At 62.6% G+C, this 26,673-nt stretch carries 28 protein-coding genes and 5 pseudogenes; 12 read left to right on the forward strand and 21 right to left on the reverse strand.

Annotation, left to right across the window (positions count from 1 at the left end; genetic code table 11):
* Positions 1-639: 639 nt before the first annotated feature.
* Positions 640-2,520 (forward strand): potassium transporter Kup, encoded by a 1,881-nt coding sequence (locus BLV97_RS18920; protein WP_051645957.1) that lies wholly within the window; start codon positions 640-642, stop codon positions 2,518-2,520.
* Between the two features lie 483 nt (positions 2,521-3,003).
* Entirely contained in the window at positions 3,004-3,249 is a 246-nt protein-coding gene (locus BLV97_RS18925; protein WP_035840700.1) for a hypothetical protein, read from the forward strand.
* A gap of 553 nt (positions 3,250-3,802) precedes the next feature.
* On the opposite strand, the gene BLV97_RS18930 is transcribed toward BLV97_RS18925, so the two are convergent.
* Positions 3,803-6,019 carry a heavy metal translocating P-type ATPase gene (locus BLV97_RS18930; RefSeq protein ID WP_035840698.1) on the reverse strand — a complete coding sequence of 739 codons (2,217 nt, stop codon included), beginning with the start codon at positions 6,017-6,019 and terminating at the stop codon, positions 3,803-3,805.
* A 111-nt stretch (positions 6,020-6,130) separates the two neighbouring features.
* Between BLV97_RS18930 and BLV97_RS18935 the strand changes: the two genes are divergently transcribed.
* A complete protein-coding gene (locus BLV97_RS18935) occupies positions 6,131-6,559 on the forward strand; it encodes a MerR family transcriptional regulator (RefSeq protein WP_035840696.1) in 429 nt (142 codons plus the stop codon).
* Between the two features lie 24 nt (positions 6,560-6,583).
* Here BLV97_RS18935 and BLV97_RS18940 read toward each other — a convergent pair whose 3' ends face one another.
* Both BLV97_RS18940 and BLV97_RS18945 read right to left on the reverse strand, forming a co-directional pair.
* Positions 6,584-7,204 (reverse strand): class I SAM-dependent methyltransferase, encoded by a 621-nt coding sequence (locus BLV97_RS18940; RefSeq protein WP_035840693.1) that lies wholly within the window; start codon positions 7,202-7,204, stop codon positions 6,584-6,586.
* 153 nt (positions 7,205-7,357) lie between these two features.
* A pseudogene (locus BLV97_RS18945) lies at positions 7,358-8,333 on the reverse strand (calcium/sodium antiporter).
* Positions 8,334-8,550: 217 nt separating this feature from the next.
* Between BLV97_RS18945 and BLV97_RS18950 the strand changes: the two are divergent.
* Positions 8,551-8,703: pseudogene (locus BLV97_RS18950) on the forward strand (transposase); the annotation flags it as partial.
* On the opposite strand, the pseudogene BLV97_RS18955 reads toward BLV97_RS18950, so the two are convergent.
* The 3 genes and pseudogenes from BLV97_RS18955 to BLV97_RS18965 form a co-directional block, all read right to left on the reverse strand.
* Positions 8,700-8,810 (reverse strand): annotated as a pseudogene (locus BLV97_RS18955) (MerR family DNA-binding protein); the annotation flags it as partial. The pseudogenes BLV97_RS18950 and BLV97_RS18955 sit on opposite strands and share 4 nt — an antisense overlap.
* A gap of 252 nt (positions 8,811-9,062) precedes the next feature.
* A complete protein-coding gene (locus tag BLV97_RS18960) occupies positions 9,063-9,539 on the reverse strand; it encodes a hemerythrin domain-containing protein (RefSeq protein ID WP_035840677.1) in 477 nt (158 codons plus the stop codon).
* Positions 9,533-9,988: a group III truncated hemoglobin gene (locus BLV97_RS18965; protein ID WP_035840675.1), complete on the reverse strand. Its 456-nt coding sequence runs from the start codon at positions 9,986-9,988 to the stop codon at positions 9,533-9,535. Before BLV97_RS18965 ends, BLV97_RS18960 begins: the two co-directional genes overlap by 7 nt.
* A gap of 89 nt (positions 9,989-10,077) precedes the next feature.
* Here BLV97_RS18965 and BLV97_RS18970 point away from each other — a divergent pair, with 89 nt between their 5' ends.
* A complete protein-coding gene (locus BLV97_RS18970; RefSeq protein ID WP_035840671.1) occupies positions 10,078-10,506 on the forward strand; it encodes an RrF2 family transcriptional regulator in 429 nt (142 codons plus the stop codon).
* 9 nt (positions 10,507-10,515) lie between these two features.
* Here BLV97_RS18970 and BLV97_RS18975 read toward each other — a convergent pair whose 3' ends face one another.
* Entirely contained in the window at positions 10,516-10,947 is a 432-nt protein-coding gene (locus BLV97_RS18975) for an RrF2 family transcriptional regulator (RefSeq protein ID WP_035840668.1), read from the reverse strand.
* A 30-nt stretch (positions 10,948-10,977) separates the two neighbouring features.
* A complete protein-coding gene (locus tag BLV97_RS18980) occupies positions 10,978-12,414 on the reverse strand; it encodes a glutamate synthase subunit beta (protein ID WP_035840680.1) in 1,437 nt (478 codons plus the stop codon).
* Positions 12,415-12,512: 98 nt separating this feature from the next.
* Between BLV97_RS18980 and BLV97_RS18985 the strand changes: the two genes are divergently transcribed.
* Genes BLV97_RS18985 through BLV97_RS18995 form a run of 3 tightly spaced genes read left to right on the forward strand, consistent with a single transcriptional unit; the run spans position 12,513 to position 13,296 of the window.
* A complete protein-coding gene (locus BLV97_RS18985; RefSeq protein WP_035840679.1) occupies positions 12,513-12,770 on the forward strand; it encodes a DUF2249 domain-containing protein in 258 nt (85 codons plus the stop codon).
* A gap of 11 nt (positions 12,771-12,781) precedes the next feature.
* Positions 12,782-13,087 carry a DUF6522 family protein gene (locus BLV97_RS18990; RefSeq protein ID WP_035840667.1) on the forward strand — a complete coding sequence of 102 codons (306 nt, stop codon included), beginning with the start codon at positions 12,782-12,784 and terminating at the stop codon, positions 13,085-13,087.
* Positions 13,084-13,296 carry a P-loop NTPase gene (locus BLV97_RS18995; RefSeq protein WP_035840666.1) on the forward strand — a complete coding sequence of 71 codons (213 nt, stop codon included), beginning with the start codon at positions 13,084-13,086 and terminating at the stop codon, positions 13,294-13,296. The genes BLV97_RS18990 and BLV97_RS18995 overlap by 4 nt, the downstream gene beginning before the upstream one ends.
* Before the next feature lie 11 nt (positions 13,297-13,307).
* Here BLV97_RS18995 and BLV97_RS22030 read toward each other — a convergent pair.
* The 7 genes and pseudogenes from BLV97_RS22030 to BLV97_RS19020 form a co-directional block, all read right to left on the reverse strand.
* Positions 13,308-13,544 (reverse strand): annotated as a pseudogene (locus tag BLV97_RS22030) (IS30 family transposase); the annotation flags it as partial.
* A gap of 172 nt (positions 13,545-13,716) precedes the next feature.
* A complete protein-coding gene (locus BLV97_RS19000) occupies positions 13,717-14,757 on the reverse strand; it encodes a P63C domain-containing protein (RefSeq protein WP_092164199.1) in 1,041 nt (346 codons plus the stop codon).
* An 85-nt stretch (positions 14,758-14,842) separates the two neighbouring features.
* Entirely contained in the window at positions 14,843-15,076 is a 234-nt protein-coding gene (locus tag BLV97_RS19005; RefSeq protein ID WP_035841281.1) for a hypothetical protein, read from the reverse strand.
* A gap of 358 nt (positions 15,077-15,434) precedes the next feature.
* On the reverse strand, positions 15,435-15,767 hold the full coding sequence (locus BLV97_RS22035; protein WP_373296467.1) for a transposase: 333 nt from the start codon (positions 15,765-15,767) through the stop codon (positions 15,435-15,437).
* A 256-nt stretch (positions 15,768-16,023) separates the two neighbouring features.
* Positions 16,024-16,344 (reverse strand): annotated as a pseudogene (locus tag BLV97_RS22040) (IS110 family transposase); the annotation flags it as partial.
* Complete coding sequence (locus BLV97_RS21835) at positions 16,317-16,451, reverse strand: hypothetical protein (RefSeq protein WP_280138223.1); 135 nt, start codon at positions 16,449-16,451, stop codon at positions 16,317-16,319. The pseudogene BLV97_RS22040 and the gene BLV97_RS21835, both read right to left, overlap by 28 nt.
* A gap of 334 nt (positions 16,452-16,785) precedes the next feature.
* Positions 16,786-17,628 carry a LysR family transcriptional regulator gene (locus BLV97_RS19020; RefSeq protein ID WP_035841287.1) on the reverse strand — a complete coding sequence of 281 codons (843 nt, stop codon included), beginning with the start codon at positions 17,626-17,628 and terminating at the stop codon, positions 16,786-16,788.
* Between the two features lie 111 nt (positions 17,629-17,739).
* Here BLV97_RS19020 and BLV97_RS19025 point away from each other — a divergent pair, with 111 nt between their 5' ends.
* The 3 genes from BLV97_RS19025 to BLV97_RS19035 all read left to right on the forward strand — a co-directional run bounded on the left by BLV97_RS19025 (position 17,740) and on the right by BLV97_RS19035 (position 19,239).
* On the forward strand, positions 17,740-18,102 hold the full coding sequence (locus tag BLV97_RS19025; RefSeq protein ID WP_035841277.1) for a DUF488 domain-containing protein: 363 nt from the start codon (positions 17,740-17,742) through the stop codon (positions 18,100-18,102).
* A 113-nt stretch (positions 18,103-18,215) separates the two neighbouring features.
* Entirely contained in the window at positions 18,216-18,380 is a 165-nt protein-coding gene (locus BLV97_RS21305; protein WP_160169173.1) for a hypothetical protein, read from the forward strand.
* Between the two features lie 151 nt (positions 18,381-18,531).
* Positions 18,532-19,239, forward strand: coding sequence for a 5-formyltetrahydrofolate cyclo-ligase (locus BLV97_RS19035; RefSeq protein WP_092164200.1), 708 nt, complete (start codon positions 18,532-18,534; stop codon positions 19,237-19,239).
* Between the two features lie 276 nt (positions 19,240-19,515).
* Here BLV97_RS19035 and BLV97_RS19040 read toward each other — a convergent pair whose 3' ends face one another.
* Positions 19,516-20,211 carry a FadR/GntR family transcriptional regulator gene (locus BLV97_RS19040; protein ID WP_035841283.1) on the reverse strand — a complete coding sequence of 232 codons (696 nt, stop codon included), beginning with the start codon at positions 20,209-20,211 and terminating at the stop codon, positions 19,516-19,518.
* 82 nt (positions 20,212-20,293) lie between these two features.
* Here BLV97_RS19040 and BLV97_RS19045 point away from each other — a divergent pair, with 82 nt between their 5' ends.
* Positions 20,294-21,043 (forward strand): sulfite exporter TauE/SafE family protein, encoded by a 750-nt coding sequence (locus tag BLV97_RS19045; protein WP_035841272.1) that lies wholly within the window; start codon positions 20,294-20,296, stop codon positions 21,041-21,043.
* An 88-nt stretch (positions 21,044-21,131) separates the two neighbouring features.
* On the opposite strand, the gene BLV97_RS19050 is transcribed toward BLV97_RS19045, so the two are convergent.
* The 5 genes from BLV97_RS19050 to BLV97_RS22050 form a co-directional block, all read right to left on the reverse strand.
* Positions 21,132-22,064 carry an IS5 family transposase gene (locus BLV97_RS19050; RefSeq protein WP_092164201.1) on the reverse strand — a complete coding sequence of 311 codons (933 nt, stop codon included), beginning with the start codon at positions 22,062-22,064 and terminating at the stop codon, positions 21,132-21,134.
* Between the two features lie 223 nt (positions 22,065-22,287).
* The gene (locus BLV97_RS19055; RefSeq protein ID WP_035841328.1) at positions 22,288-23,214 is read right to left on the reverse strand and encodes a Csu type fimbrial protein; all 927 of its coding nucleotides are present in this window, start codon (positions 23,212-23,214) and stop codon (positions 22,288-22,290) included.
* Positions 23,214-25,613: a fimbria/pilus outer membrane usher protein gene (locus BLV97_RS19060; protein ID WP_035841326.1), complete on the reverse strand. Its 2,400-nt coding sequence runs from the start codon at positions 25,611-25,613 to the stop codon at positions 23,214-23,216. Before BLV97_RS19060 ends, BLV97_RS19055 begins: the two co-directional genes overlap by 1 nt.
* Before the next feature lie 79 nt (positions 25,614-25,692).
* Positions 25,693-26,136 (reverse strand): fimbrial biogenesis chaperone, encoded by a 444-nt coding sequence (locus BLV97_RS22045; RefSeq protein WP_051645988.1) that lies wholly within the window; start codon positions 26,134-26,136, stop codon positions 25,693-25,695.
* Between the two features lie 12 nt (positions 26,137-26,148).
* Complete coding sequence (locus BLV97_RS22050) at positions 26,149-26,619, reverse strand: Csu type fimbrial protein (RefSeq protein WP_092164202.1); 471 nt, start codon at positions 26,617-26,619, stop codon at positions 26,149-26,151.
* Between the last annotated feature and the right edge of the window lie 54 nt (positions 26,620-26,673).

A 26,673-nucleotide genomic window follows, 5' to 3' on the forward strand; every position in this document is an offset into this window, starting at 1 on the left:
CGGTAGCCGCCGTTCGCGGCGATCGCTTCGGAGGTCCCCAAAGCGCAGGGAGCGGCCTTTACACAATCGGGATAACTGCCATCCCTGGCTGTGTGTAAGCGGCGGCTGAGCCACACGTTGCCGGCCCCGGCGTGGGCTGCGAGATGATACCCATCTCATGATGGGGAGTGCGTTTCGCAATGGATGTGTGAACAGGCATCGAACAAGGACCCCGGCAGAAGTAACCCCAAAACATTGAAATATATAAGCAAATTTGATCCCTGGCGGGGTCCCGGCGGCGCTTATTAGGACCCCGTCCCTACCAAGAATATCGATTATGATTCAAAGAGTTGCTAGCCGTCTGAATGGGGTCCCTGCTCGGAGCTGATCAGCACCCCCTTACAACAGCCGAAATATGGAACGCTCCAGAACCCGTGTTTTCGACGTCTCTCATTTTCTGAGACCACAGGTAAGCAGGCTTCTCCTCGGCGAAGTGTAGGTATCGTCGGCAACCGAGCTAGCCACTCTACAACTTGCGCTCCCCACCACCGCTGTCTACTGTGCCGCTACGTCGACCAAGAGTCGGGCACAATTGGAACAACTACGAATCTTGAAGAGCGGCGCTCAGCGTTGCTTGGCATGGACAATCGGAGCTTTCGTTTGGGTCTGACAACTGCTGGCAACGAGCGTTCCAAGATCGCGTCACTTTCCCTTGCTGCGCTGGGTATCGTCTACGGCGACATCGGGACCAGCCCTCTCTATGCGTTTCGTCAAGCGTTGACTAGCGTCACAGTTGAGGATGGTGCCATTCTGGGTATCCTGTCGATGATCGTCTGGGCTCTGGTGATCGTTGTTTCGCTGAAGTATCTACTTCTTGTCATGCGCGCGGACAACAAGGGAGAGGGAGGCATTCTCGCGCTCCTTGCCCTTCTTCACCCTTGGCGCGGAACGGAGACACCCGGCAAGTCTCGGCTAATCGTTGTCGGGCTGTTTGGGGCTGCGCTGCTCTACGGTGACGGTATGATCACTCCGGCCATTTCCGTTTTGAGTGCGGTGGAGGGTGTGGAGACGATAACGAGCGGCATCACGCCCTATGTCGTGCCAGTGACAGTCGTAATCCTGTTGCTTCTTTTCATGGTCCAATCGCGCGGGACGGCGAGCGTAGGTGGCTTGTTCGGACCTGTCACACTGGTCTGGTTTGTCGTGATCGGGCTGCTCGGGTTGGCTCAAATTGTGCAGAACCCGGTCGTTCTCAAAGCTCTCAGCCCAAGCTATGCAATCGTCTTCGCCGCATCGACGCCAGCGACGGCAATGGAGGTTCTGGGGGCGGTCTTCCTTGTCGTGACGGGCAGCGAAGCACTCTACGCCGACATGGGGCATTTCGGCCGGACACCGATCCGCCTCGCATGGTTTATCTGCGTCTTTCCATGCCTCATCCTGAACTATTTCGGCCAAGGCGCGCTGGTCCTTGGCGATCCGGCGCATGCTGCTCATCCGTTCTACAGCCTCGCGCCAGGCTGGTTTCGGATCCCACTAGTTATCTTGGCAACCGCGGCGACAGTGATCGCATCCCAGGCGGTGATATCCGGGGCTTTCTCCTTAACCCGGCAAGCCGTTCAACTCGGACAGTTTCCTAGAGTGCACATCAAGCAGACGTCAGCCGAAGAGACCGGCCAAATTTACGTTCCGGCAGTGAACGTGATCCTAGCTCTGGCGACGATTGGATTGGTGATCAGCTTTCGCAGTTCGGACAACCTGGCTGGCGCCTATGGGATCGCGGTAAGCACCACGATGGTCATTACAACCTTCCTGACCTACTACGTGATGGAATACCGCTGGAAATGGGACCGTTGGCTCGTCGTCGCGATCACGGTGGGACTGACGGTAATAGACGGCATGTTCCTTGCGGCCAACAGCCTCAAGATATTCAACGGCGGCTGGTTCCCTCTCGGTGTTGGCGGGGTGATCTTCTTTCTCATAAGCACCTGGGCGGGCGGACGGAAGTTGCTCAACGCCCGGCTCATCGAAGACAACGGGCGCATGAGGGACTTTCTGACCGAGCTCAAGGCCAAGCCCGTGGTGCGGGTGCCCGGAACTGCGGTCTTCCTGACCGCCTCCGCCCCCAGGGTTCCCCCAAGCCTCAAACATCAACTCAAGCATATTCCGGTTCTCCACGAGAGGGTCATCCTGTTGACCGTATGCATCGAAGAGGTTCCCCGGGTCGGTGCGCAAGATCGACTCAAGATCGAGGACCTTGGACAGAATTTCCTCAGGATGACCTTGCATTACGGTTTCATGCAGTCGCCAAACGTTCCCGTGGCGCTAAGGCTGGCGAGTGAAACAGAGCGCGAACTTGATCTTGAGCGGGTAACTTATTTCCTTGGCCGCGAGACGATCATAGCCTCGGACAAGGTGCCGGGTATGGCGCTCTGGCGCGAGAAGCTGTTCGGCTTTCTGTCGCGCAATTCACTGGGTGCCACGACCTTCTACAACCTCCCTCCTGAGCGGGTGGTTGAACTTGGAATACAGGTCCAGATTTGAAGGCCTAGGTCAGCCCTCAGGTTTGACTCCATTAGCTCGCTCCGTGCCTCAAAGCGATGTGAACAAGCATCGAGCAGGGACCTCGGCAGAAGTAACCCCACAACATTGAAATATATATATTAACTGGATCTTGGGCGGGGTCCCGGTTGGGCCTATTGGGACCCCGTCCCTACCAAGAATATCGATTATGATTCAAAGGGTTGCTAGCCGTCTGAATGGGGTCCCTGTTCGGAGCCGATCCACAGTCTCGGATGCTGGATGCTTTCCGTTCGCCTTGAGTGGCGCGCCTTAACGCCGGGCCCTTCGGTGAGAATGATATGCGCCCCCGATGTGAATTTTCTGCTTCATGTCGCGAGCAGGCAGGGCAGTCTTTCTGTTGCAGGCCACCAGGGCATGGATCACAGACGCGTTAGATGCCCAATCAACAGAAGACAGCGAGCAGGTTTCTGCCTAGCTGATCGTGAAGCCCTATGAGGAGCGGGAATGACTTCATTCGATCAGGCAGCCTTTATTGAAGAGCTGATCATAGAGACGCGCACCGAGGCGCTAGAGCTGTCCGCGAAGCTAGCGGACGCAGAGGAAAGTCGCTCCCCCGAGTATCCGTTGCTTCTGCAAGAGATGCGGCAACTGGCTGCGCGCGTCGAAGAGGCGCAGTCTCGGTTGCGCAGGCTGATTGCGAATGATCTGCAGGGGGCAAGTTTCGCTGATCGATATCCGAAAAGAAGCTGAACACGCATTCGCTGCTATGGCAACTTGTCAGTCCGCAGCGCCCCCTCACGACCCATCGTCATAGCCAGCCAGAACGCCAAGTCTCCCTCGACCATGCCTGCGAACAGGTAAGGGTTGCCAGGAATGCTGTGAAGGGCGGCAAGCAGTCGCTCGCGACCTTGGGAAGCGAAAAGCATGTGAAACGATGCTGAGATGTCACCAAGAAATAAGCAACAAATATGCAGAAATATAAAAATATTGTGAGTTATTGCGCTTGAGTCTTTGACACGCGGATTTCCTTGTTATCCAGCTATTGGAGCAATCAAGTGCCTCTGCCGAAATAACCACTCACAGAACAACAATATTGGTTGTAGGTATATGAGCCCTCAGGGCTAGGGGCCGGGCTGACCGCTTGGCCCCTAGCTCGCTCGGTCGAGCCCGCCCAGATAATTGGCCAAGATAGCGCCTGATTCACGCCTTCAAGCTGGTCCGGCGTGCGTTGCAGCCATCGCACATCCTTCTTGGCGCCGCGATCATCCTCTGGGCGCCGCGCGGCAACGCCTGAGGCAACCCTTCATGCGCCCTTCGAGACCGCCCTGAACCGCAAGAGCCGCAGCGCGTTCATCGTGACCAGCACGGTCGCCCCGGTGTCCGCCATCACTGCAATCCAGAGGCCCGTGAGGCCGATCAGCGTGGTCATGAGGAACACCCCTTTCAGCCCCAGCGCGATCGCCACGTTCTGGCGGATGTTGGCCATCGTCGCCCGTGCCAGCCGGATCTGTCCGGCGACATCCATCACCCGGTCGCGCAGCAAGGCTCCATCCGCCGCCTCCAGCGCGACATGCGTGCCCGATCCCATGGCGATGCCCAAATGCGCGGTGGCCAGCGCCGGGGCGTCGTTGATGCCGTCACCCACCATCATGACATGGGCCTCCCCGGCGAGGTCGCGCAGCGCTGCAACCTTGTCCTCGGGCAGCAGGCCCGCCCGGGCCTCGATGCCCAGACTATCGGCGATGGCACGGGCCGTCGCAGGGTTGTCGCCCGTCAGCATGACCGAGTTGATGCCCATGCGTTTCAGTGCCGCGACCGCCTCGGCGGCATCGGCGCGCGGCTCGTCGCGCATCGCGATCAGGCCCAGCAGGCGATCCGCCGTGAAGACGGTGACGACGGTCTTGCCCGCACGCTCCAGCGCTTCGGCGGTGGCGCGGTCCGCCTCCCCCAGCACACCGGCCTCCGCGGCAAGACGCGGGGCGCCCACGCTACATGTCTCTCCCGCGATCTCGGCACGCGCCCCGCGGCCCGGGATTGCCGCGGCTTGCGTGGCCTGCGGAACCGCGGCGCCCTCCGCCTCGGCCCGTGACAGGATCGCCTGTGCCAGCGGATGGTTGCTGCCCGTCTCGACCGCCGCGGCGGTGGCGAGAAGCGTCGCCGCGTCGCCGTGGAGCGGCACGATATCGGTGATCTGCGGCCGCCCCTCGGTCAGCGTGCCGGTCTTGTCGAAGGCAACGAGGGTGGTCTTCGCCGCCGTCTCCATCACCGCGCCTCCCTTCATCAGCAGCCCGTGCCGAGCGCCGGAGGAGAGGCCGGCCGCGACCGCGGCGGGGACCGAGATCACCAGCGCGCAGGGGCAGCCGATCAGCAGAAGCGCGAGGCCGCGGTAGATCCATGTCTCCCACGGCGCGCCGAACAGAAGCGGCGGCAGGAGCGCGGCCAGCAGTGCCACGCCCACGACCGCCGGCATGTAGGCCCGGCTGAACCGGTCGATGAAGCGCTCGACCGGCGCGCGGGCACCTTCCGCCTCTTCCACGAGGTGCAGGATGCGGGAGATCGTGTTGTCCTCGGCGGTCTTGTCGACGCGAATGCGCAACTCGCCTTCGGTGTTGATCGAGCCAGCGAAGACCTTGTCGCCCGGCTCTTTCAACATCGGCACGCTCTCGCCCGTCACCGGGCTCTCGTCGACGCCCGAGGTGCCGCGCACGATGCTGCCGTCCGCGGGGATCCGGTCCCCGGGACGGGCCTGCACGATCTGCCCGATGGCAAGGCTTTCCGCCGGGACCTCGCGGATGCGCTCGCCGACGACCAGCCGCGCGGTCTTGGGCACCAGGTCGGCCAGCGCCCGGATGGAGCCGCGCGCGCGGGACGCGGCAAGGCCTTCGAGCATTTCGCCGACCGCGAAGAGAAAGACCACGAGCGCGGCCTCTTCCGCGGCACCGACGAAGAGGGCACCGATGGCTGCGATGCTCATCAGCATCTCGATGGTGAAGGGCATCCGCGCCCGGGCCATCAGGGCTGCCCGCTTCGCCACGGGGGCGACAGCGATCAGGGTGGCCAGCACGAAGACCCAATGCGCGACAGGGCCGCCGACAAGCAGCTCGACGATCCAGGCCGAGGCGAGCAATGCCCCGGTGCCGATCAGGTAGCGCCCCTTGGCCGTCGCATACCAGGCGGGATCGGACTTCGGGGCGGCACCGTGCGGAGGGGAGATGTCAGCCTCTTCCACGGGCTCGCTGGCCCCGGGAAAGGCTCCTTCCGGCAGCACGAACCCGCCCTTGGGCTTCTCCGGTGCGGCGCCCTTGGCCGAGATCCCGTAGCCGAGGCGCCGCACTGCTTTCTCTACGCTCTCGCTCGAGGCGCCTTCCTCAAGCCGCAGCCGCAGCCGTTCGTTCATCAGCGTCACCTCGACTGCGTCGACACCGGGCAGCATCTCGACCGCGCCGCGCACCTTTGCCGCGCAGGACCCGCAATCCATCCCCGTCACGCGCCATTCGTGAAGCTCCGCTCTGTCCGTCATCTGCTGCCATCCGCTCGCGTCGTTTTCTCGACACCGGACAAGATAAGAGCTACAGCCACTGTAGCTTCAAGAGGGAAGTCGCGGCTTTCTTTACTTTGGTGGAGGGATGACATGCACACGATCGGAAACCTGGCGCGTCGCACCGGCACCAAGGTGCAGACCATCCGATACTACGAGCAGATCGGCCTGATGCCCGAACCTGGGCGCACCGAGGGCGGGCAGCGGCGCTATGGCGATGCCGATCTCGACAGGCTCGCCTTCATCCGCCATTCGCGCCAGCTCGGTTTCCCGCTCGACGCGATCCGCGAACTCCTGGACCTCTCCGACCATCCCGATCGCGACTGCGGCGCGGCGGACTCCATCGCCCGTCGGCAGTTGCGAGAGGTCGAGAACCGCATGGCACGGCTCGAGGCGCTCAGGCGCGAGTTGGAGCGGATGATCGGCGAGTGCCGGGGCGGGACGACCTCTGATTGCAGGGTGCTGGAGGTGCTGCGCGACCATTCCGAATGTCTTGCCGACGACCACGACGCTGTCGGCTGATGCCATCCGCGCAGAGGCGTTCAATCAACGGGTCTTCCGGAAGACGCTGAACTGGAATGACTGCACGAGCCCCGAGGGCGTCTCGTGTTTCTGATAGCGTTGCGCCGTCAGTTTGTAGTCGGGGCCGAGGACATCTGCGAGGGTTTCCGGACTGTAGCGAATGACAGGAAGGCCGCTGCACTTCTCCGGCCCGTCAGGAGCGAACGTCGCAATGATCGCGTGACCGCCGGTGCGCAGCGCGCGAGACAGACGCTCCAAATAGGCCGCGCGGTCCGATGGTTCGACCAGAAAGTGGAACACGGCCCGATCGTGCCAGAGGTCATAGACCCGCTCGGGTGACCAGGTCGTGATATCGGCGACGATCCACGCCACATCGGCGCCGCGCGGCCCAAGACGGGCTCTCTGGGCGTCGAGGGCCGCCTGCGACAGGTCGAGCACGGAAATGTCACGTATGCCGCGGGCGATCAGACCATCGACGAACCTCGAGGCGCCTCCACCAACGTCGATCACCCGGTGTGAGGGCGTCACACCAGCAAGTTCGGCAAGTTCGAGCGATATCTCCGGGGTGTCCTGATGCCAGCTGAGTTCGCCTTCGCTCTTGCTGCCGTAGATACACTCCCAGTGATCTTTTCGAGTCTCGTTCATTCGACCTCTCCGCTCGCGGTCCAGCAACATATTGCTAACAAGGATACGAATATCTGCAAGCCATGCGCAGCCTCAGGTCGCCAACCTGCTCACGTCCATGGATTGTCACGGCGCTGGCCGAGGAGCGAGCGTTCTCCCTCGACCTGGCTTACCTCAAGGCCAAAGGACCCAGATATAGGAGACGTAACCTGCGATCAGCGCAAGCCCTTCCCAACGGCTGATGCGCAGGCCGGTCGCCGCGAAGCACACCAGAAGCGCAGAGACGAGGACCATCAGGGGGCCATCGAAACGCACGATTTCTGAGGGCACGTGCGATGGGGCGATAATGGCGGTCGCCCCGCCGATGCCGAGAATGTTGTAGATGTTCGACCCCACCACGTTGCCGAACGCGATATCGCCCTGACGCTTCAGCGCAGCAATCACCGAGGTGACCAACTCGGGCATTGAAGTGCCAACCGCGACGATCGTCAGGCCGATGAGAGTCTCCGACACGCCGAAGGCGCGCGCCAAGGACACGGCTCCGCTGACCAGCAGGGAACCACCAAATACAACAAGCACCAGTCCGACGAGGGCGATGAGTAGCGGGATAACAAGGGTGCGACGGGCATGGGGCGGCGCAATCCCTGGATCGATTTCGGAGAGGGCGAGACCTTTGTCGTGGATCGCCGCCGCCGTCGGCAGTCGTCCGCTCCTGCTGTATGACGAACCACAGATACCCACCCAGCACCACGACCAATGCGATCCCCACGAGCCGCCCCATCGGGACAAGCGGCGCCAGCACAGCGAAGACGGCGGCCACAAGCAACATCACCAAGGCATCCCGGCGCAGGGCAGATCGAGCCACGATGAGGGGACTGATGGCAGCTGAAACACCCGCGATGAGAAGAATGTTCGCGATGTTCGAGCCTACGATGTTTCCGAAGGCGATGCCCGGTGATCCAGTCAGTCCGGCCTGCACGGATGTGACCAACTCCGGCATCGAGGTGCCGAAACCGACCAGAGTCAGACCGATCACAAGCGGCGAAATGCCAATCCGCTCGGCAGTCTGAACGGCTCCTCGGACCAGAAGCTCTCCACCCGCAACCAAAGCCACCAAGCCAACCACGATGGGCAACCAGGTTTCGAACATCTTTGTCCCTCCAATGCGGGCGTTGCCGCACATCGTGCAGCAGATGGAGGTGGCACGCGCAAGGGTTAAGAGAGCCGAGTAAATCTGCGACCACGCTATCTCGTGGCGTTGCGCGACCTGAGTGAGAGTCGCCCCACTGAGCTACCCCCTGCATTTCGGACAGTGACGTAAGCTACGATTCGCAGTGTGCTGATCTTCGACGAGACGGAGATCAGAGATGTCGAAACGGAAACAGCGCGCGCCTAAGTTCAAGGCGAAGGTCGCGCTGGAAGCCCTGAAGGGTGAAGAAACGGCGGCCGAGTTGGCGAGCCGGTTCGGAGTGCATCCGACGATGATCCATCAATGGAAGCGGGCTCTGCTCGAAGGCGCCTCGAGCCGCGCCATGCGTTTCTCGACCTCGCGCAAATGCCGCCGGGCGACCGAATCCGCAGCGCTGCAGTCGCGCTCGGGGTGATCGGAAAGGTCCAGCAGGTCCCGGGTCACTTCTCGGTGGAAGTCAACAGCAATGTCGCTCTCGAAACAGCGCGAACGACAGTTCGGTCAGAATGATCAGGAAATTCGCTCACTGATAGGGAGCGATCCGTGCGAACATGTCTGGGTGATGCCGAGCAATCCGACTCACGACGCGGTCAAGGATCGGGCACAAGGTTGCGCTGATCAGCGCCTGATGGCAGTAGCCGGCGCGGCAACGGCGCAGGGATAGTCTGGGTATCGGTCATCATTCCCTCCTCAACGCCCGATCTCGAATGGTGGGAAGAGAACCTCGTCCTCGAGCCGGATATGTTCCTGAAGATCTGCGACGAACCGCCTGAGACCGTCGTAAAGCGCCGCCCATGTTCGGTAGACTTGGCTCGGGGTCCTAAGATCGTTGGTCAACGCTCGAATATATGTGATCTCATGCGCGTGCCCGTCATGATCGGCACGCATTTCCACCATGAGCTTCGCAAACTCTTTCACCTCGCCCAGCCGGATCATTGGAAAGAGGACAAGCTCTTCCTTCCTCATGTGGGCTTCCATCTCGCCGCCCAGGCCGTCGAGCACGTCGGCCAGCCCTTGGGGAGCGTTGTGGTCCCCGAAATGTTCGGATTCGACCCGGGACGCCAGTTGAACCAGTTCCGGCAACTGCTGTCGGTGCCTGGCGTGATACCGATCCTCGATAAATCGAGTGAGGGCTGCGGGATCTTTGATCGGGGCCTGGGTCAACATGGTCGCTCTCCTTCTGCGCTCATCCCGGCTTCCACCGACACTTTGTGCAGAGAACGCGCTATGCGCTCTGCCCGCTCGATGACGTGGGCCGCGCCGGCCGGGGAACAGGTTTCATGGGCTGTCTCGCGAAACAGGCTGAGCCAGCGCTCGAAATGATCCCAGCCGATGGAAAGGCCCATGTGCGCCGGAACAGGCGCGCCGTGGTAGCGCCCGGTCATCAACGCCACGGAGGACCAGAAGGCGCACATGCGATCGAGATGGGGCGCCCAGTTGCTGATCCGTTCCGCGAAGATCGGGCCGAGCACGGCATCGTCGCGGACCTTGGAATAAAAGCGGTGGACGAGATCTCGCAGAACGGCTTCGTCCAGTCCGGTTTCGGACATCAACGCGGCCGTGGCCTCGGGCCGTATGCTCGCGGCCAATACAGGTGGATGAGTTGCCAAGGTCATCGGCGACTCCGTCGATTGGGACTTGTCATCCGCTTTATGGTTCGCAATAGGTATTGTAAATACCCATTACCTGCGACAGGTAGGCACTTATGCGTCTCACTTCCTTCGCCGACTACGGGCTGCGCCTGCTCATGCGAATGGCAAGCGCACCCGACCGCCCGTTCTCGACGGCCGATTTCGCGCAGGAGTTCGGCCTGTCCCGCCACCACCTGACCAAGATCGTCCAACGCCTGGCCAAGGGCGGTGTCCTCGAGACGCAGCGCGGCGGCGGAGGCGGCGCTCTGCTCGTCCGCGCGCCCGGCGACATCCACCTTGGCGAGATCGTGCGCCTGCTCGAGGACGGCCACGTTCTGGTCGAATGCCTCGGCGCCGACGGAGGGGATTGCTCGATCGACGGTCAGTGCCGGCTCAAAGCCCGGTTGCGGCACGCAGAACACGCATTCCTTGCCGATCTCGACCGTTCGACCCTTGCCGACATCGCGCTTCCTGAACCCGCGTCGCTATCGTTGTCGGCCTGATCGGACGGTTCACGACGCCCCTTGGGGCACGCCGAAATCCTCCGGCCGCAAGAGGACATCCCGCAGCGTATGCGCATCCATCACGTCCATGTAGGCGGCGAGCGCCTTGTTCAGGACACCCGGCAAGCGACATGCCGGAATGATCGAGCAATTGCTGCCTGGCCCGAAGCACTCAACCATCTGGAAATCGGGCTCGGTCACGCGCACGACCTCTCCAAGAGGAATAGCCTCCGGCGGGCGCCCGAGTGTGAAGCCGCCCCCTCGCCCGCGCTGCGACCGCAACAGGCTGGCCGTCGCCAACTCCCGAACGACCTTCATGAGATGCCCGCGCGAGATGTCATGCGCGGCGAGCATCTCGTCGATGGTCACCATGCGATCGCCATGTGCCGCCGCAAAAAGCAGAACGCGCAGGGCGTAGTCGGATGCCATGGTCAATCGCATTGGGCTTGTCCTTGAAGGGTTTCCAACGTCTTAGCTCGTGGCGTCATCAGTCACCAGTTCCGCATGACCGGCCACGATGTCGAGATAGCGCGCGACGGCGGCCGCCACTTCTCGGCCCTCGCGGATGGCCCAGACTGCCAGCGACGGGCCGAGGCGTGCATCGCCGGCGGCGAAGACGCCATCGGATGCCGTCATCCGGCTGTCGCGGTCGGCGGCAATGCGGCCTTGCGCCGTCACCGCGACCGCCCCGTCTGTCAGCATGGCGGCGATCTCGAACCCCGACCCCGGAACCCGCTCGGGCACCAGTCGCCCGCCGGCCCCGCTGGCGGCCAGCCGGGTGCGGAAGGCACGCACGACACCGCGCATCCCAGGCCCTTCGGGCCGAGACGCGATGACATCCACCGGCACGTCCATCAACGCTTCGGGCTGGCTCTGCCAGTCGAAGTTGGCGCCCTCCTCTTCCGCATGCTCCACCTCGCGCGCCGAGCCGGGAATGTTCGCCTGGTCGCGCCGGTAGAGGCAGGTGACCCCGGCCGCCCCCTGCCCCACCGCGGTGCGCACGCAATCCATCGCGGTATCTCCTCCGCCGATCACCACCACCCATTTGTCCGCGGCGTCGATCTCGGGCGTTTCGGTTTCTCGGATCAGGGCGCGGGACGAGGAAACGAGGTAATCCATCGCCGAGATCACTCCCGGAAGCTCGGCCCCGGGGGTGTCGAGCCCGCGTGCCAGCTGGGCGCCATAGGCCAGCACGACAGCATCGTGCCTCAGGCGCAGCCCCTCGAGCGTGATTTCGCGGCCAAGCCTCCTGTTGCCATGGAAGACCACGCCCGCGTCGCGCAGCAGTCGGGCCCGACGGGCGACAACCTGCTGCTCCATCTTGAATTCCGGGATGCCGTAGGACATCAGCCCGCCCAACCGCGCGTGGGCGCCATAGAGGTGTACCTCGTGACCCGCCGCGCGCAACTCTTCTGCCGCCGCCATGCCCGCGGGACCAGCGCCGACGATGCCGACGCTTCGTCCGCTCAGTCGCTGAGGCACGCGCGGCCTGACCCAGCCTTCGGCCCAGGCGGTCTCGCCAACGTGGCGCTCGACCCCGCCAATGGTCACCGCGCCGTGGCCCGCGTGCTCCAGCGTGCAGGCCCACTTGGCCTCGCACAGTCGCTCCTGCGGGCAAAGGCGGCCACAGATCTCGGGGAAATTGTTGGTCGCCTGGGCAAGATGATAGGCGTCTTCCATCCGCCCTTCGCCCGTAATCTTCAGCCAGTCGGGGATGTTGTTATGAAGCGGGCAGTAGACCTGACAATAGGGCGTGCCGCACTGCTCGCAGCGCGCGGCCTGACGGGCCGCCTCTTCGACACCAAGGTCAGAGCGGATCTCACCGAAATCCGCAATCCGCTGGGCTGGCGGGCGCTTGGTCGCTACCCGGCGGGCACGGGTGACGCATTTCTGCATCCTGTCGGCCATCGGCGCCTCCATCCTTCAGTCCGGGTAACGCCCAAAAGAAATATTGACAATATTTATTTAAGGAGCAGTCTCCAGACGTGGTCAGAAAGGACATCAAGATGCCGACAGAAACCGAAGCCGCCGAAGCCAGCGTCGTCGACCTTCGCCCGCTGATTCCGCAAGAGCGACACGCAACGGTCTTCGCCGCACCCGAACAACTGGCGCAGGACGAAACCTTTGTTCTTATCAACAACCATGCGCCGATTCCGCTTCCGCGCCACATTGAGCAACTCTGGCCCGGCCGCTTCGTCAGAGAATGTCTGAAGGACGGGCCCGTGGAGTGGCAGATCGCCATCCCCCGCGCGGCCGCGGCATAGGGGGCGGGACGATGGCGCAGATCGAGTTCACCGGCGACGGCGCCCAAGTGGATGCCGATTTCCTCGCGCGAGCCTTCGACCTGAGCACCGAAGCGCTTCGGCGAGGAATGCGGGACGGCGCTATCACCAGCCGTTTCGAAACCGGTGAGGGGAAGGATGCGGGACGCGTTCGCCTGAGCTTCTTCTCGTCCAGCCGCCGCGTGCAGTTTGTCGCCGACGAAAGCGGGCGCGTTTTGACCTGCGTTACCACGCCGCTTCCCCGCCCCCGCGCCGGGCGGAAAGACGCGGGACAGGATCAAAGGAAGACTCGGCGATGAAAACAGTCGCACCGAAAAGCGAGGCGGAAGCTGACCGGCCAATCCCAACGCTCGGCCGCCTCATCGCGATCGCCCGCGGCAAGGGGGGCGTAGGCAAATCGACCGTCTCCGCCAATCTCGCCGCCATACTGGCGCGGCGGAGGTTGCGGGTCGGGCTGGTCGATGCCGACCTTTACGGCCCGTCGATCCCCGGCATCCCAGCGGACTGAACCGCACTCTTCGGCGCAAGTGCCGATGGCGCGAGATGTGTGGGAGGCATTCCGCCAGAACTCCGAAACCATCGGGTTCCGATAGGAGCTGAAACTCCCGCTGCAACTGCAGCTTCCTCGCTGGATAGCCCCGCTGCAATCTCCCGCCAGAACCGGCGTAGATGCTCACGCTGCCAGACTGGCGGCCGACCTGGCGAGGATATTTTGCGTCGCGTCGAGCGCTCCGACTTCCGTTTTCCTGTCGTCATCAACACCTCCAATCACGGGGTGTTGCGACGACCGGTTGAATCCGCCCAATACCTGTCTATCCGCTACACGGAGCGCCTGGACGAACCCTCAACGAGCATGTTGAGGATAGCGCCGCGGGTTTTGACGGGCAGCTTGTTCATGCCATCAATACATGAACTTTTATGCTTAGCGTCAAGCATCATCATGCTTCACGCGCGGCTTTTCTCCGGGATCATAGTCCGGAAAAAGTTCCTGCTGCCTGTCTGGGAACGCATGCCGAAACAGACTCTTAAAGAAGCCAGGCTTTCCGGAGGGTGTGGCGCGAAGAAGTGTGGTTACAGCCTTAATTTGGTTGTCCAAGCTTACATGCCCTACATCTTCGGTCATATGCTCATGATGCGTTCTCTTTCGACGACCAGTCTTTGGATCGCGCGGGTTGCGGCGGCGCAGCTCTTCTAACACGCCGGGCGGAAGTTGTTCGTAAATAAGCCAATTGGTCAACTTACCTATGTAAGCATTCCGCCTGTTGTCCCCAGGCTTGTAGGGCCATCCCCAAACCCTATGAATCTGCTGGTAAAATGAGTCCGGAAAGCGTTGAGCCCATGGTAGAAGTTCTTCCGCTATATACGCCGCAAGGATCTGCTGGAGTTCATCCCGCGCGCGAAATGCCTGATATCCCGTGGCCTCATCGACCAGCGCGACAATGCCGACTCTGGCGAAGGCGCGAATGAGGGCCTCGGCGCGTTGAACCATACCCTCTTGTCGCGCGGTAGTATCGCCAGCCGCACGTGCGGCTAGGATTGCGTCACAGATTTCAGGGAGAATAGTGGCGGGGTAACCGTAGTTCCGAGATGAACTCGGCGAACTAAACAAAATAGGGTTGCTCAGCGCCATGCGCAAGTCATTGGAAAGGTGAGTATTTAGCCAGTTTTGGGCCGCAAATCGTGGCAGTTCGGCGCCGCCCTCCTCGGCACCCCCTCTCGCGACCCCAAGTCCACGAAACATGCCTCGTTGCGATATCACCCTCACCGAATTGTTTAGAACGTAACAATCCAGTTCCACATCTCCGATGACTAGAGGGGTGTCTGCCGAACCGAATTCTGCTTTCGGTATGGCGGCGGCCACTTCCCATCGCGCCTTGGCCGCGGCCTTTGCGATATCGCTGCGGCGCGAGTCTGAGAGCTTCTTCGCGCGAGCGGCGCCACCTTTGCTCTGCGGGGTTTCGTCAGCCATCGCTCCGCCTCCGTGCTTGCAGGCAGATACATAGCATGCTTGCGAACAAAGTTGCAAGCATTCTGACAATGGCTAACAGATATGCTTACTGCTTTCCCCACCGCTTAGCTGCCGCCTTCCTCGCGATCTCTGCGCGTCTTTCTGGAGACATGCTTGCGGCACGAGCCTTGCCGCCCTTCTTGCCGAGCGCCTGAGCGCCCTTGTCCTTGCCGTCGTCGTCAACGGTGTCTTCGATCTCGCCCGTAGCGATCTTGCCGACCATGACGGCCAGCCCCACAGCGTCGGCGGGGCGCTTTTCGCCTTTAGGTCCTTTAGGCATCTTCGCCGTCCTTCACGATCCTGTATCCTCCCTGCGCTAGGGCTCGAAGCGCTGCCACCGCATATGGCCGAGCGTCAAAGCTGTTCTGAGCCGCCTGCAATCTCGTAACCCCGGCCTCCGGATGAGGGTCCGCTAAGTTGGCAAACTTGATTGCATGTGTGAGAAGTTCGATGAACTCTTCCTGCATGTTTGCTCCTATGCTTTACGTTAAGCATATAGGAGGCACGAAGCGCTGGCGACACCCTCGCGCGAGGATAATGAACGGCTAAATTTCAAACTGAGACACTACCCGGTTTAGGGCCTGTCATACTGATTTTGTTTGTAGAATTTGGTTGCGGGGACGCGCAACCGTAGAAGCCTACCAAGACCGACTTGCTTCACTTGAAGCGGATATAGCTCGGATGGCTACGCCGGCGATGCGGTCGCGGATGCGCGCCACGGCCACCGCAGCGATCTGATGACCGCGTCGCGCTCTGATCCAGATGAAGAAAGCCCGCAAGGGCCCCGGCGCTTTCGCAGCAGCCCAGGCGGCCTCGACCAGCATGACGCGGGCATGACTGCGTCCGGCCTTGCTTATCCTGCCATGACGGGCCGGCCCCAGGCCGGACTGGCGCACGCGCGGGTTCAGCCCGAAGTAGCTCACCAGCTTCTGCGGCGACTTGAAGCGGTTGATGCTGCCGATCGCGGCCATCAGTCCGGCGGCGACCGCCAGATTGACGCCAGTGATCGTCAGGAGGCGCTGGATCGCCTCGTCTTCCAGCGCGGTCCTGAGCGATCGCCCGGTCGAGTGTGGCAAGGTCTTCCGCGAGCCGGTCCAGTTCCTGAACGTGGCGCGCGATCGCGGCCTGTTCGTCCTCCGGCATCGGCTGACGTGTCAGCCAGTCCCGGCCACGACGGTTGAAGAGATCGGCATGCGGGCACTTCGGGATCAGATGCGCATGAAGGATGGCATGCACCTCGTTCTTGATCCGGGTCCGGTGCCGCACAACCTGATAGCGGCGCGCGACAAGTCGGCGCATCCGCTCCGTTGCCGCATCCGGGGTCCAGATCTCCGGCAGGTAACCGGCGGCATGCAGGCTCGCCAGCGTCGCGGCGTCGACCTTGTCGGTCGTCACGTGCGCATGGGCGATCGCCTTCACCTGCAGCGGATTGGCGATCACCACTCGCGCGACGTAGGGCGTCAGCACGCGGGAGACTGCCACGCAGTTCCCCGCCGCCTCGATCACGACCTCGTCTGTCTTCAGAAGCTGCCTGCCGAACCCTTCCAGGGCGTGCGGGTCATCTCGACCCGGCCTTCATGCCGGGTCAGGCCATTCTCCCAGATCACCACCTCCCCGAAGGTGGGGTGGATGTCCAAGCCGACTACGCGTCGCATGCGCGCCTCCCTTGCCAGTGACAACAAGCGGGAGCTGCGGGCGACACGACAACTACGGATTCGCGCTCTCGGCGCAACCGGGCGAGTCGCAGAGGCGGCCAGCTACTAACACGAGCTCGCAGCTCATCGTGTGCATCGGCCTGCCCGCACCTTCGTGCTCCCGGTGCCTCCGTCCCGGATGCTCGCAGCATACACCCTGATCCGAGAATCAGCGCCGAACCTCGGCACCAAGATCTTCATACCGGTTACGGATGAGATCGAGAATTCCACAGAAGGGTGCTGAAGGCGAGCGGATGATCGCATGGAAAGCATTCGAGCGGACATTGACCGAAGCTCAAGGCGCCACCTGCGCCGCCATCAAGCTCCGGAGCATCGGATCGACAAGCGCCTTGTTGCGGTCCTCGCGGAGCACGATCCACGCCGGCAATTCGAACACCGGCGCACCCGGCACCGGGAACAGGGCGCCGCTATCGACCTGGTGTTCGACCAGACGTCGGGGAAAATAGCCGCTGCCGCGATTGATCTTGAGATATTGGAGGCCAAGCCAGGCGATATTGGCCGATATCGCCGGGCCGGGAAACTCCGGAAAGCTGGCGCGGAACCGGGTGTCGAACTCTGGCCCCCAGTCGACATGGATATAGCTGTCGGGCTGCATGCTACTGGTCGGTTCGGTGGAGACCAGCACCAGGTGTTCGTTAAGCAAGGGCAGGAGTTCGAGCATCGGCCGGCGCTGCGGCGTGAACATCACGCCGATATCCATGCGCCCCTCGACCAGCGACTGCATCAGTTCCGGCTCGAATCCGATTTCGGAATGAAACGAGACCTGTGGATGAGCGTGCTGGATATCCGCGAACCACCGCATCATCAGCCCTTCCCACAGGCCGAAGCGCGCCCCGATGACGACACGTGCGCGGAATTTCCTGGGCAGGCCGACGTCCTGCCGCGCCCGCTCGAGGGCTCGCACCATCTGCGCTGCGTGTTTCAGGAACCGCCCGCCGCCCGCGGTTAGCGCCGCGCCAGCCTTGTTGCGCGTGAACAACCTGGTGCCCAACTGGTCCTCGAGTGTCCGAATGCGGGCGCTCACGGTGGATTGGGTGACATGAAGCCTTTCGGCGGCCGCGACGAAGCTACCGGTGTCGGCGACAGCAAGGAAAGTTCGGGCATGTTCGATGTTCATGGAACCCCCATATATCGTATTATTGAATATCATATCGCATTTATATTCGCTTCCTCAATATGATGAATTGCGCGACATAGGAAGCCTCGACTCTTCGCGGAAAACCTCCTGATGGCCGACATACGGATCAAACGGGCCTACCGGGCTGCACGGGTCTCGGACGGGCGACGCATACTCGTCGATCGGGTCTGGCCGCGCAGCGTGGCGCGGGATCGGCTCCAGGTCGCCGAATGGATGCAGGAAATCGCGCCGAGCGCTGAACTGCGCCGCTGGTTCGGCCACAAACCCGAACGCTGGGCGGCATTCAAGGCGGTCTATTGGGACGAACTCGACGCGCGATCCGCCCTCGTCGCGCATCTGTACGAATATGCGGCTGAGGGCTCGGTCACACTCGTCTACGGCGCGAGGGATGAGCAGCACAACAATGCGGTCGCGCTGAAGGACTATCTCGACAGGAGGCTCGTTAAGTCATGAGGAACGCCGACGAGAACAGGATGGGTAGCGCTCGAGAGAACTTCCCCGCGGAGCAGCGCGAAAGCCGTGGGGACCGGCCCCAGAGGTGCCCTTCCCCTGGGGAGTGTCGGCTGATGGCCGGGCTCGGGCTGTCACTTGCTGGCATCACCCTCCTTGCCCTGGGGAATACGGCCATTGCCGGCACTGTCCCGTGGGTGGAGGGCGTCGGAACCAGCACGCTGATCACCGGCCTGCTGATGTGGAGCGCCGGGGCCCTGCAACGAACGCTCGAACTGTGAGGTCCGGTATCGTTCGAAGGTCCGCGCACATGATCCGCTGGACCAAGCGCATCGCCGGTTCGCGGCTCATGTTCGATCTGTCCCCGTGGCGAAGCGTTGGCCCCGTTGCGCGCCTTCGCCGACAAGGCATCCGAAGTCGGAAGGTCCCCGCATGATGGAAGACGACCATGACACCCAACGCCCCGGCGCCTTCTCCTCTCCGCCCTGTTTCGCGGCGGCGGTAGCGCCGGATTATTTCGACCCGTTGATGGTGGATCCCGAACAGGCGCGTGACGTCGCCCGATGGCGCAAGTCAGAGCGTCAGCGGTTGAGGGCGGAGCGTCAGGCGCTGAGCATCGCCGAACGTGCCGCCGCCAGCGCGGCCCTGTCGAACCGTCTGCGCAGCTTCATCGCTGAACACCTTGGCGGCGCGTATGGCAGGTGCCTGTCCGCATACTGGCCGATCAAGGGAGAGCCGGACCTGCGCCCGTTGTTGGCCGAATTGCACCGGGCGGGCGTCGGCATCGCCCTGCCTCTGGTCGAGATCAAGAAGGCGCCGCTGGTATTCCGGCGCTGGACACCCGAGACCCGGATGGTCCGCGGCGACTGGAATATCCCGGTGCCACCTCCAGACGCGCCGAAAGTCAAACCGGACATCGCGCTTGCTCCACTCGTCGGCTGGGATGGAGAGGGCTATCGTCTCGGCTATGGCGGTGGCTATTTCGACAGGACACTTGCTGCTCTCAAACCGCGACCCTTCACCATAGGCATCGGATTCCAGTCTTCCCGGCTTTCGACCATATTCCCCCAGCCCCACGACATAGCACTCGACGTGATCGTGACCGAGACCGGGGCGCAGGTCATTCGTCTTGCCGGGTAAGGCGTCGCCCCAAGGTCAAGATACTCTCTGCAGTGCACCTGCGGGCGATCTCGCGGCTTTTGGCGTCGTTCCCGAGCATTCCATCGCACGGATCGCCGGCGCGGCGCGCGGCGGCCTCGTTCCGCATTCCGCCCTGTTTCCCGTCTGCGGCCATGAGACCTGGCATGACCCAAAAGTGGAACGGTTAATGATCAAGGGATTCGCCTATCCGTGCTGTCCATCAGTGAGGCGTCGCCGCAGGGCGTGAGGCGCCGACGCCAAAGGTGGTGACTGGCATCAGATAGAGGGCCCCTTGGCCGATATCGCGGCATCGATCGTTTCGAGATGCCTGCGCATCGCCGCCTCCGCCGCCTCTGGATCACGGCGGCCGATCGCCGTTACGATATCCGCGTGTTGATCGCTGTGGAGCCCCGTGAACTCGGCTACCCCGATCCGCCGATAGGTCTGGTCCCACTCGCGTTGCCAGGCGGCGCGGCGGCGGGCGTCGGAAAGATAGGACAGCAAGGCGCTGAGCACCGGGTTCTGTGCTGCCCCGGCGACCGCACCATGAAACGCGCTGTCGGCCTGTTCGCAACTGGCGCGGTCCCGCGCGGCCCGCCCGGCTGACACACAGCGCTCGAGCAGGGCGATGTCGGCCGATCCAGCCCGGCGGGCTGCGGCCGCCGCAACCTGCGGTTCGAGCAAAAGCCGAGCATCCATCAAATCGCGCGGCGAAGTCGCCTCGATCAGAAGCCGGTCGCGCAGCGGTCGTCCGGCCGGGCGACGCCCGAGAAAGGTGCCCTGGCCGACATGGCGCCAGATCGCCCCCTCCGCCTCGAGCCTGTCGAGAGCCGCGCGTAAAGTTTGGCGGCTGCAGCCGATCCTGCTCGCCAGGCGGCGCTCGGCGGGCAGCCGGTCGCCAACCGAAAGTGGCTCGGACTCGATCCAGCCACGCAAGCGGGCCAGCGCGTCGCCTTTGCTGCTACGCGTCACATGCACCTCAATTCTAGACCAATTTGCAGACCAATGTCCGATTGCACCAGATAGCGCAATCCGATTCCGACAGGGGCTCTTGATGTATTCGACAGTTCTAATTCTCGCCGCTGGCTTCGCGGCCGGCATCCTCAACGCCATTGCCGGCGGCGGCACCTTCCTGACCTTCCCGGCCCTTGTCTGGGCCGGAGCCCCACCTGTCTCCGCCAACGCCACCGCAACGCTGTCGGCCTTGCCCGGCTACCTGTCCAGCGGTTGGGCCTTTCGCCACCATATCCGGGCCGAGGGGGCTTTGCCGCTGAAAGCGGTTATGCTTTGTGCGAGTTTGGGCGGGCTGCTCGGCGCCGGCCTGCTGCTGCTGACGCCGGACAAGGCCTTCTCGGCCATGGTGCCCTGGCTCCTCCTGCTGGCAACCGTCGCCTTCGCAGCCGGGCCCTACCTGCTGACCGAGTTGCGGCGGCGCGGCGTCCCGGCAGCCGGACCGACGATCTCCACAGCGGCGCTAGTTGCGGTCTCGCTCTACGGCGGCTACTTCAACGGCGGGCTGGGGATCATGCTGCTCGCCGTCTTCGGGCTGCTCGGGTTCAGCGACCTGCACGGGATGAACGGATTGAAGAATCTGCTCTCGGCGATCCTCTCGATCGTCGCGGTGGCCACCTACATCGCCGCCGGACTGATCTCCTGGCCGGCAGCCTTGTTGATGGCGCCGGCCACGACCGCCGGCGGCTATCTCGGTGCGTGGCTCGCGAGACGGATCCCGAACATGCAGCTTCTGCGCGGCTGCATCACTGCGATCAGCGTGGCGATGACCGTGGCCTTCTTCCTGACCTAAGGCCAATTCCCCAAGTGCGGCGCCCGGCAGAAGCGGCATTGTTGCAGAAGTCGTTTTCGAGACGAGCTTCCCCCTTCCCGCGGCAGCCTTAGGCGACGCGCTCGATCTCGGCTTGGCCGAGGGAGTTGAAGCGGTTCATGAGGGCTATACGGATGTGGATTTCGGCGGTCTGGCGGTCGGGATCTCGTGATGCGATCCTTTCTCCGAAGGACTTGAGGCCCCGCATTTTCGCCTCGATCCGACTTCGGATGTGATAGCCGGACCAGTTTTTCCAGATCGCCCGCCCAAGGAGCCGGGTGGCGCGCAGGATGTCATTGTGCGCGATCGCAGCGGGGCAATCCTCCTTCCAAAGGCGTCCATTCTTGCGAATGGGAATGATTGCGGTGCTGCCCCGCGCAAGGATCGCGGCATGGCAGCGGCGGGTGTCGAAGGCACCATCACCGGTCACGGTGCCGATCTCCTGATCCGGCGGGATCTGGTCCAGGAGGTCCGGCAGGACGGGGCTGTCGCCTTCGCGGCTTGACGTGAATTCCACGGCCAGGATATCGCCGGAGCCCGTGTCCATCGCAAGATGGACCTTGCGGTATTGGCGTCTGCGATGCGTGCCGTGCTTGCGAGCGAGCCACTCTCCATCCCCGAGGAACTTGATCCCTGTGCTGTCGACCAACAGGTTGAGGGGACCTGCCGCGCGACGGCTCGAGACCTCGACAGTGATGGTCTTTTGCCTACGGCTCAGGGTGGAGAAGTCGGGGACAGGCCAATCCAGCCCCGCCATCTGCAGGATGCTCGACACCATCCCGGTCGTTTGCCGAAGCGGCAGGCCGAATAGCACCTTCACCATCAAACAGAACTGGATCGCTGCATCGGAGAACACCGGCGGTCGCCCCATGCGACCCGCCTTGGGCGCCAGCCACACCATGTCCTTGTCGAGCCAGATCAGCAGCGACCCGCGCCGCTTCAGCGCTTGGTTGTAGGATTTCCAGTTCGTCGTGCGGTAGCGGGTAGGTTCAGGCTTGCTCATGCAAAGCCTCTTAACCTACCGGATTCGCGAGGTGAATCCTTCCAGCGCTGACTTCTGCAACAATGCCCCCCAGACCCCAGACCCTGTATTAGTGGATAGGTTTAGATTCAGGCGTGCCGTGCCTCCAAGCTGCGGGATTCGCGGCATGCCTCTCCCCCCCCTCGAACTCTGCAACACTGCCTAACAGTTGCGTTGGGAAGGATCCGCCGTTGGCGCTCTGCGATCAATAGGCGACGGTCACGACGACGGTGTCGGCGTAGCTTCCCACCGGAACTGTTTGACCGGAATGAATCTGGCCATAGACGGAGAAAGACTGGGTGCTTCCGTTTCCAACTGCCGAGACGTCGTTTGTCGATTGGTTCCCCCACGGCGTCGTATGTGCGGCATCTTGGTAGAGTCCGTAGTCGAGCGTGTTCGCGCCACTTGCCATCTTTCGATGGGCGGGGTCGGTCACCCCCGCACCGGTGCCGAGTCCAAGGAGCACGGAATATGGGGTCTGATCGGTGCAGGCGACGTTAATCGTGGTCTGGGCATCCACCGGGCTTGTCACTTGCGAGGGCACCTGGCCAAAGCCGAGGATAGCGGAACTGACCTGGCAACTCGCGACGACGTTTGCGGAGACGGTGAAATTCGATACCGTTCCGGTCGTTCCTAGGAGGCCGCAGGAGAGGACGCCATACTGCATGGACACGTCGGCTGGATCGCTGAAGGTCGAACTGTAGGTGCCCGTCCCCACCGCAACGCTGTTCGAAACGATGTTGCTATAGATCGTGAAGCTGGTGCTGCCAAGGGTAGTGTTCAGAACCAAGGGCACGAGGACATAAACGCTGCTCAGCGCCGCGCCTCCATTGCTCGTGCTCAGGTCATATGCGAGCTGGCTACCATCCGACCGCAGCATGTAGCGCGGCGACAGACCGCTTGCGGCGCCGCCGCTTCCCGCGCCAAAGTCGAGACAGACGCCAACGGCCGAAACCAGCAGATTGGAGCAGTTGATCTGAACCGTTCCGGTAGACTGGTTTGTTGCGCCGGACCGGACGCTGATCGAGCCGAAGTTGATGTTACTGACCGTCGCCGAACAGGTCACGCCCAAGGCCGGAGCCGCAAGGCCGAGGATTATCGTGCAAGTGAGGGCAAGAAGGCGTCCGATCATCAGTGGCACTCAATGTTGTCTATGTCGGATTGGAAGGTCGTGCGGGTATGGTAGGCAAAGCTTGCGCTGCATGTGCCGCCGGGCCAGGTAACCCTAAGGCTGTTTTGTGTCTTCAGCCCCACCAGCCAAGTTTCGCCGTCGTAGCCTACGGAGAAAGGCGTGGAATTACCGTTAAGCGAGACGGCTGCCCCCAGGGGAAGGACTTGCCCCGTCCTGTCATGTAGGTTCACCAGGGCCGAGGGGCGTGTATCCGCCTTGAGATCGACAAACATCCCGGAATGCGATGCGGGCACGACGGTAGAAGCGGTCGCGCTCGCCGTTGCGCCCTCCGGCAGATTCTTGACATTGAAGGACAGTCTGTTGGGGTGGTTCGATGTCAAACCGGTCACCAAGGCCATGCCGAACCGTCCAGTCTGCGTCACCACACGGTTCTGCAGCGCGATCGGCACACCAGCGACGCCCACATCAACCAGCGCGAAACTGTCGTGAATGGTATTGCCCGCCGCCAGTCGACCGCCTGCCAGAACAATCGATCCGTCAAGGCTGGGGCGGAGGTAGCTGTTGCCGCCGAAGTGGCTGAAGTCCACTCCGAGCTTGCCGTAACGGCTGCGATAGCGAGCGCCACCAATCACCTGAGTCCCGCCGGCCCAACGTTCGACCTGGGCGCTGTAGCCGTAATCGCCGACCCGTTCCGAGATCGGACGCATGACGTAGGCCGTCGGACCGATCGCAGCGCCGTCTTGCTGCTGGACGCCCACGCTGCTGTAGCTCCTGTCGCCGAGGGGGATCGAGACCCGGAGCGACAACGTCGAGTGCCTGGTATTCAGATCGCGCGAACCGTAGAAATCGAGTGAGCTGTCATGCCAGCCGAGGGACCGGCTGTAGGAGGCGGCGACGATGAGGTCATCCGAATTGGCGCGCCGGGCATGGATGAGGCTGACTCCGACGTTGCGCTGCTCGCGCCCGGCCGGGAAGGTGACACCGATCAATTCCTGGCTTCTGGGGAATTCCAGCAGGGATTGGGAGCCGGCGACCGCCGCCGTGCCCAGATAATCGACACCCGTCGCGTAGGCGAGATCAGCAAAGCCGTTCTGCGAATGCAGGATGCTCATGTTAACGGTAGCACCGTGAACAATCGTCCGCAGAGTACCATAGGCGAAACTGCTGGTTCGGCCCTGGTAGCGGCTCGCGCCCATGACAAAGGTTGTCTCCGCCAGATTGAACGGTGTCGCAGTAAGACCCAGGCCGAACATATGCAGGCCAGGCTCCCCCTCGAGGTGGCCTTGGAGGGTGATCCGGTCCGTCAGCCCGTAGCGCAACGTGGTGGAATAGGCGAGTTTGCCGGCGTAGACGTTGCTTTCGATCCCATAGCCCTCGCGTGGGTGTCCCGCCTCGAAAGCAAAATCCAGCAAGCCGCGTTTGATCAGGTCGCGGGCGGCGAAAAACGAAACCCTGTGTGAGGTCACCTTTCGGTTGGCGCCATGCACCTGGATGACCGCACTGCCTGTGCCCGAAGGGAAGGCGATATCCTCCAACTCGAAGGGACCTGGCGCAACCTGCGTGGAAAAGGCCCGGTTGTTGGCGATGAAGACATCGACCGTCGAGGGCACTGCCGCCGCGCCGGAAAAGGCGAAGAGTTGCTGCGGCAAGAGATTTTCGTTCAGCGCGAAATCGCGCCGGATCTGGATGCCGCCCATGCGGATCGATCGGCCCCAAGACAGCGCGGTGGTAAAGAAATCGCCCACCGTGACGCTCACGGCAGGCTTTGGCAGATCGAACTGATAGGCAGTGTCGAGGCGAGTAAAATGCCCCCCGTTAGGATGCAGCGCACCCGACTGGATGTATCCGCTGGAACGGAGCGTCCCGACGGGACTGTAGACCCAGCCATTCAGCGCGCCGGTTACATCGGTCAGTCCAGGGTTGCCAATTGTCTTCCCCCAACTGAAACCCGCGCTGAGCGAATAATTCAGAACCGCGCCGACGCTGCGATCCGGAGTAGGAAGTGCGTAGTGCGGCGCAGCGGAGATGACGACCGGTGCCAGCGCCTTGTCGGTTGCGGTCAGAGCCAAGCTCTGCGCATCCGCGTCGTAGTGAGCCCGGATTCCCGGTAGCTGATCGAGATAAACCTCGCCCTCCAGAAGAAGTGGCAGACGCAGACCCAGCGACCGAAGCGTGCGGCGGGAAGCCGAGAGCCGGTTGCTTGCGGTATGGAGGAAGAAATGTGCGATCTGGCCCGTGGCGCGGCCATTGATCGATACCGCCAGATAGAGCGGCATCTCTGCGCCGGGCCGCACGACATCAGCAACATTCAGAACCGGTTTCCGTATCTGACCGTCCGCGGTGGAAGTGCTCGCGAACAAGCCCGTCAGAAGCGCCCCGACCAGCGCGAAATGGCCCAATCGTGCGCCGCCCGAACGGACGAGGCGACTGACGGGCGGCCGAGGGGGGCGCTCTCGACGGAAGACAGACATGCTGTTCTCAGTTGGTGAAGCATAGCGGGATGGACTGCCGTATCAGCAGCCTGACAGCATGGCCGTTCTGTTCCGGCCCCGGCAGGAGATCCACAAGCACCCGATAGCATTTCGGTGCATGTAGGGGTTGTCGAGCGACGCGCACGACTCGGACGGTCAGCTCTTGCCGCGGCAAGAGCCTCGCAAATGGCGGACTCGCGACGACATCTTGCGTTGGCGAGATGGCCCTCGGGTCGGTCCCCTTCCGCCACCGCATGACGCGGATTTGCAGAAAGGCCGGCCTCCGGCCCTTCGCCCGCACTGTCAGTGTCGTCTGGGTCGCTGGCGCGCTGATGAAGAGGTGCGTCGGTGAGACGGTAAGACTGTCGGCCGCACACAGGGATGGGACGGCAACTAACAGCAGCAAAGACCCTACGAAGACACGGGCGGCTTCCAGCAGTGAAAACGTCATGGCAGACAGCCCTCAGTAGGTCAAAGTGACGAGGACAGTGTCCGTGTAGGATCCCGCGACATAGCTACCGGGTGGCACCTGCCCGTAAATCGAAATATTCTGAGGCGTTAGCGCAGTAATGCCGCCGGAATAGATCGTGCCGCCAACTGCGATTGACGTGGTGTGGCTCGCGTCAGAGAAGAGATTGTAGGGCATGTAGTTGGTTCCGCCGTCAGACATTCGGCGCTGCCCAGTGCTCACATTAGCGCCCCCGTCGAGAGTGACAGAGACGCTAGCCTGATTTGCGGTGCAGTCCACCGAGACAACACCAGCCGTGGTCTGGTTCGTTGTGGTCGATGCGGTGATCGGGCCGAACGCGATGGCGGTTGGGGCCGTGACCGTGCAACTGTTGACGACGGTGGCGGTAACCGAAAGATTTGCTGTCGTAGTGGTTGCAGAGAAACGGTATTCGTCAAGGTAGTTGTCACGCGCATTCGTTTTCAGGCTGCTTGATCAGCCGGCCCGGCGACGGGTCCGCCGCCGCCAGCTTCATGGGGG

The sequence above is a fragment of the Allgaiera indica genome (assembly GCF_900106675.1).
Classification (GTDB): Bacteria; Pseudomonadota; Alphaproteobacteria; order Rhodobacterales; family Rhodobacteraceae; genus Acidimangrovimonas; species Acidimangrovimonas indica.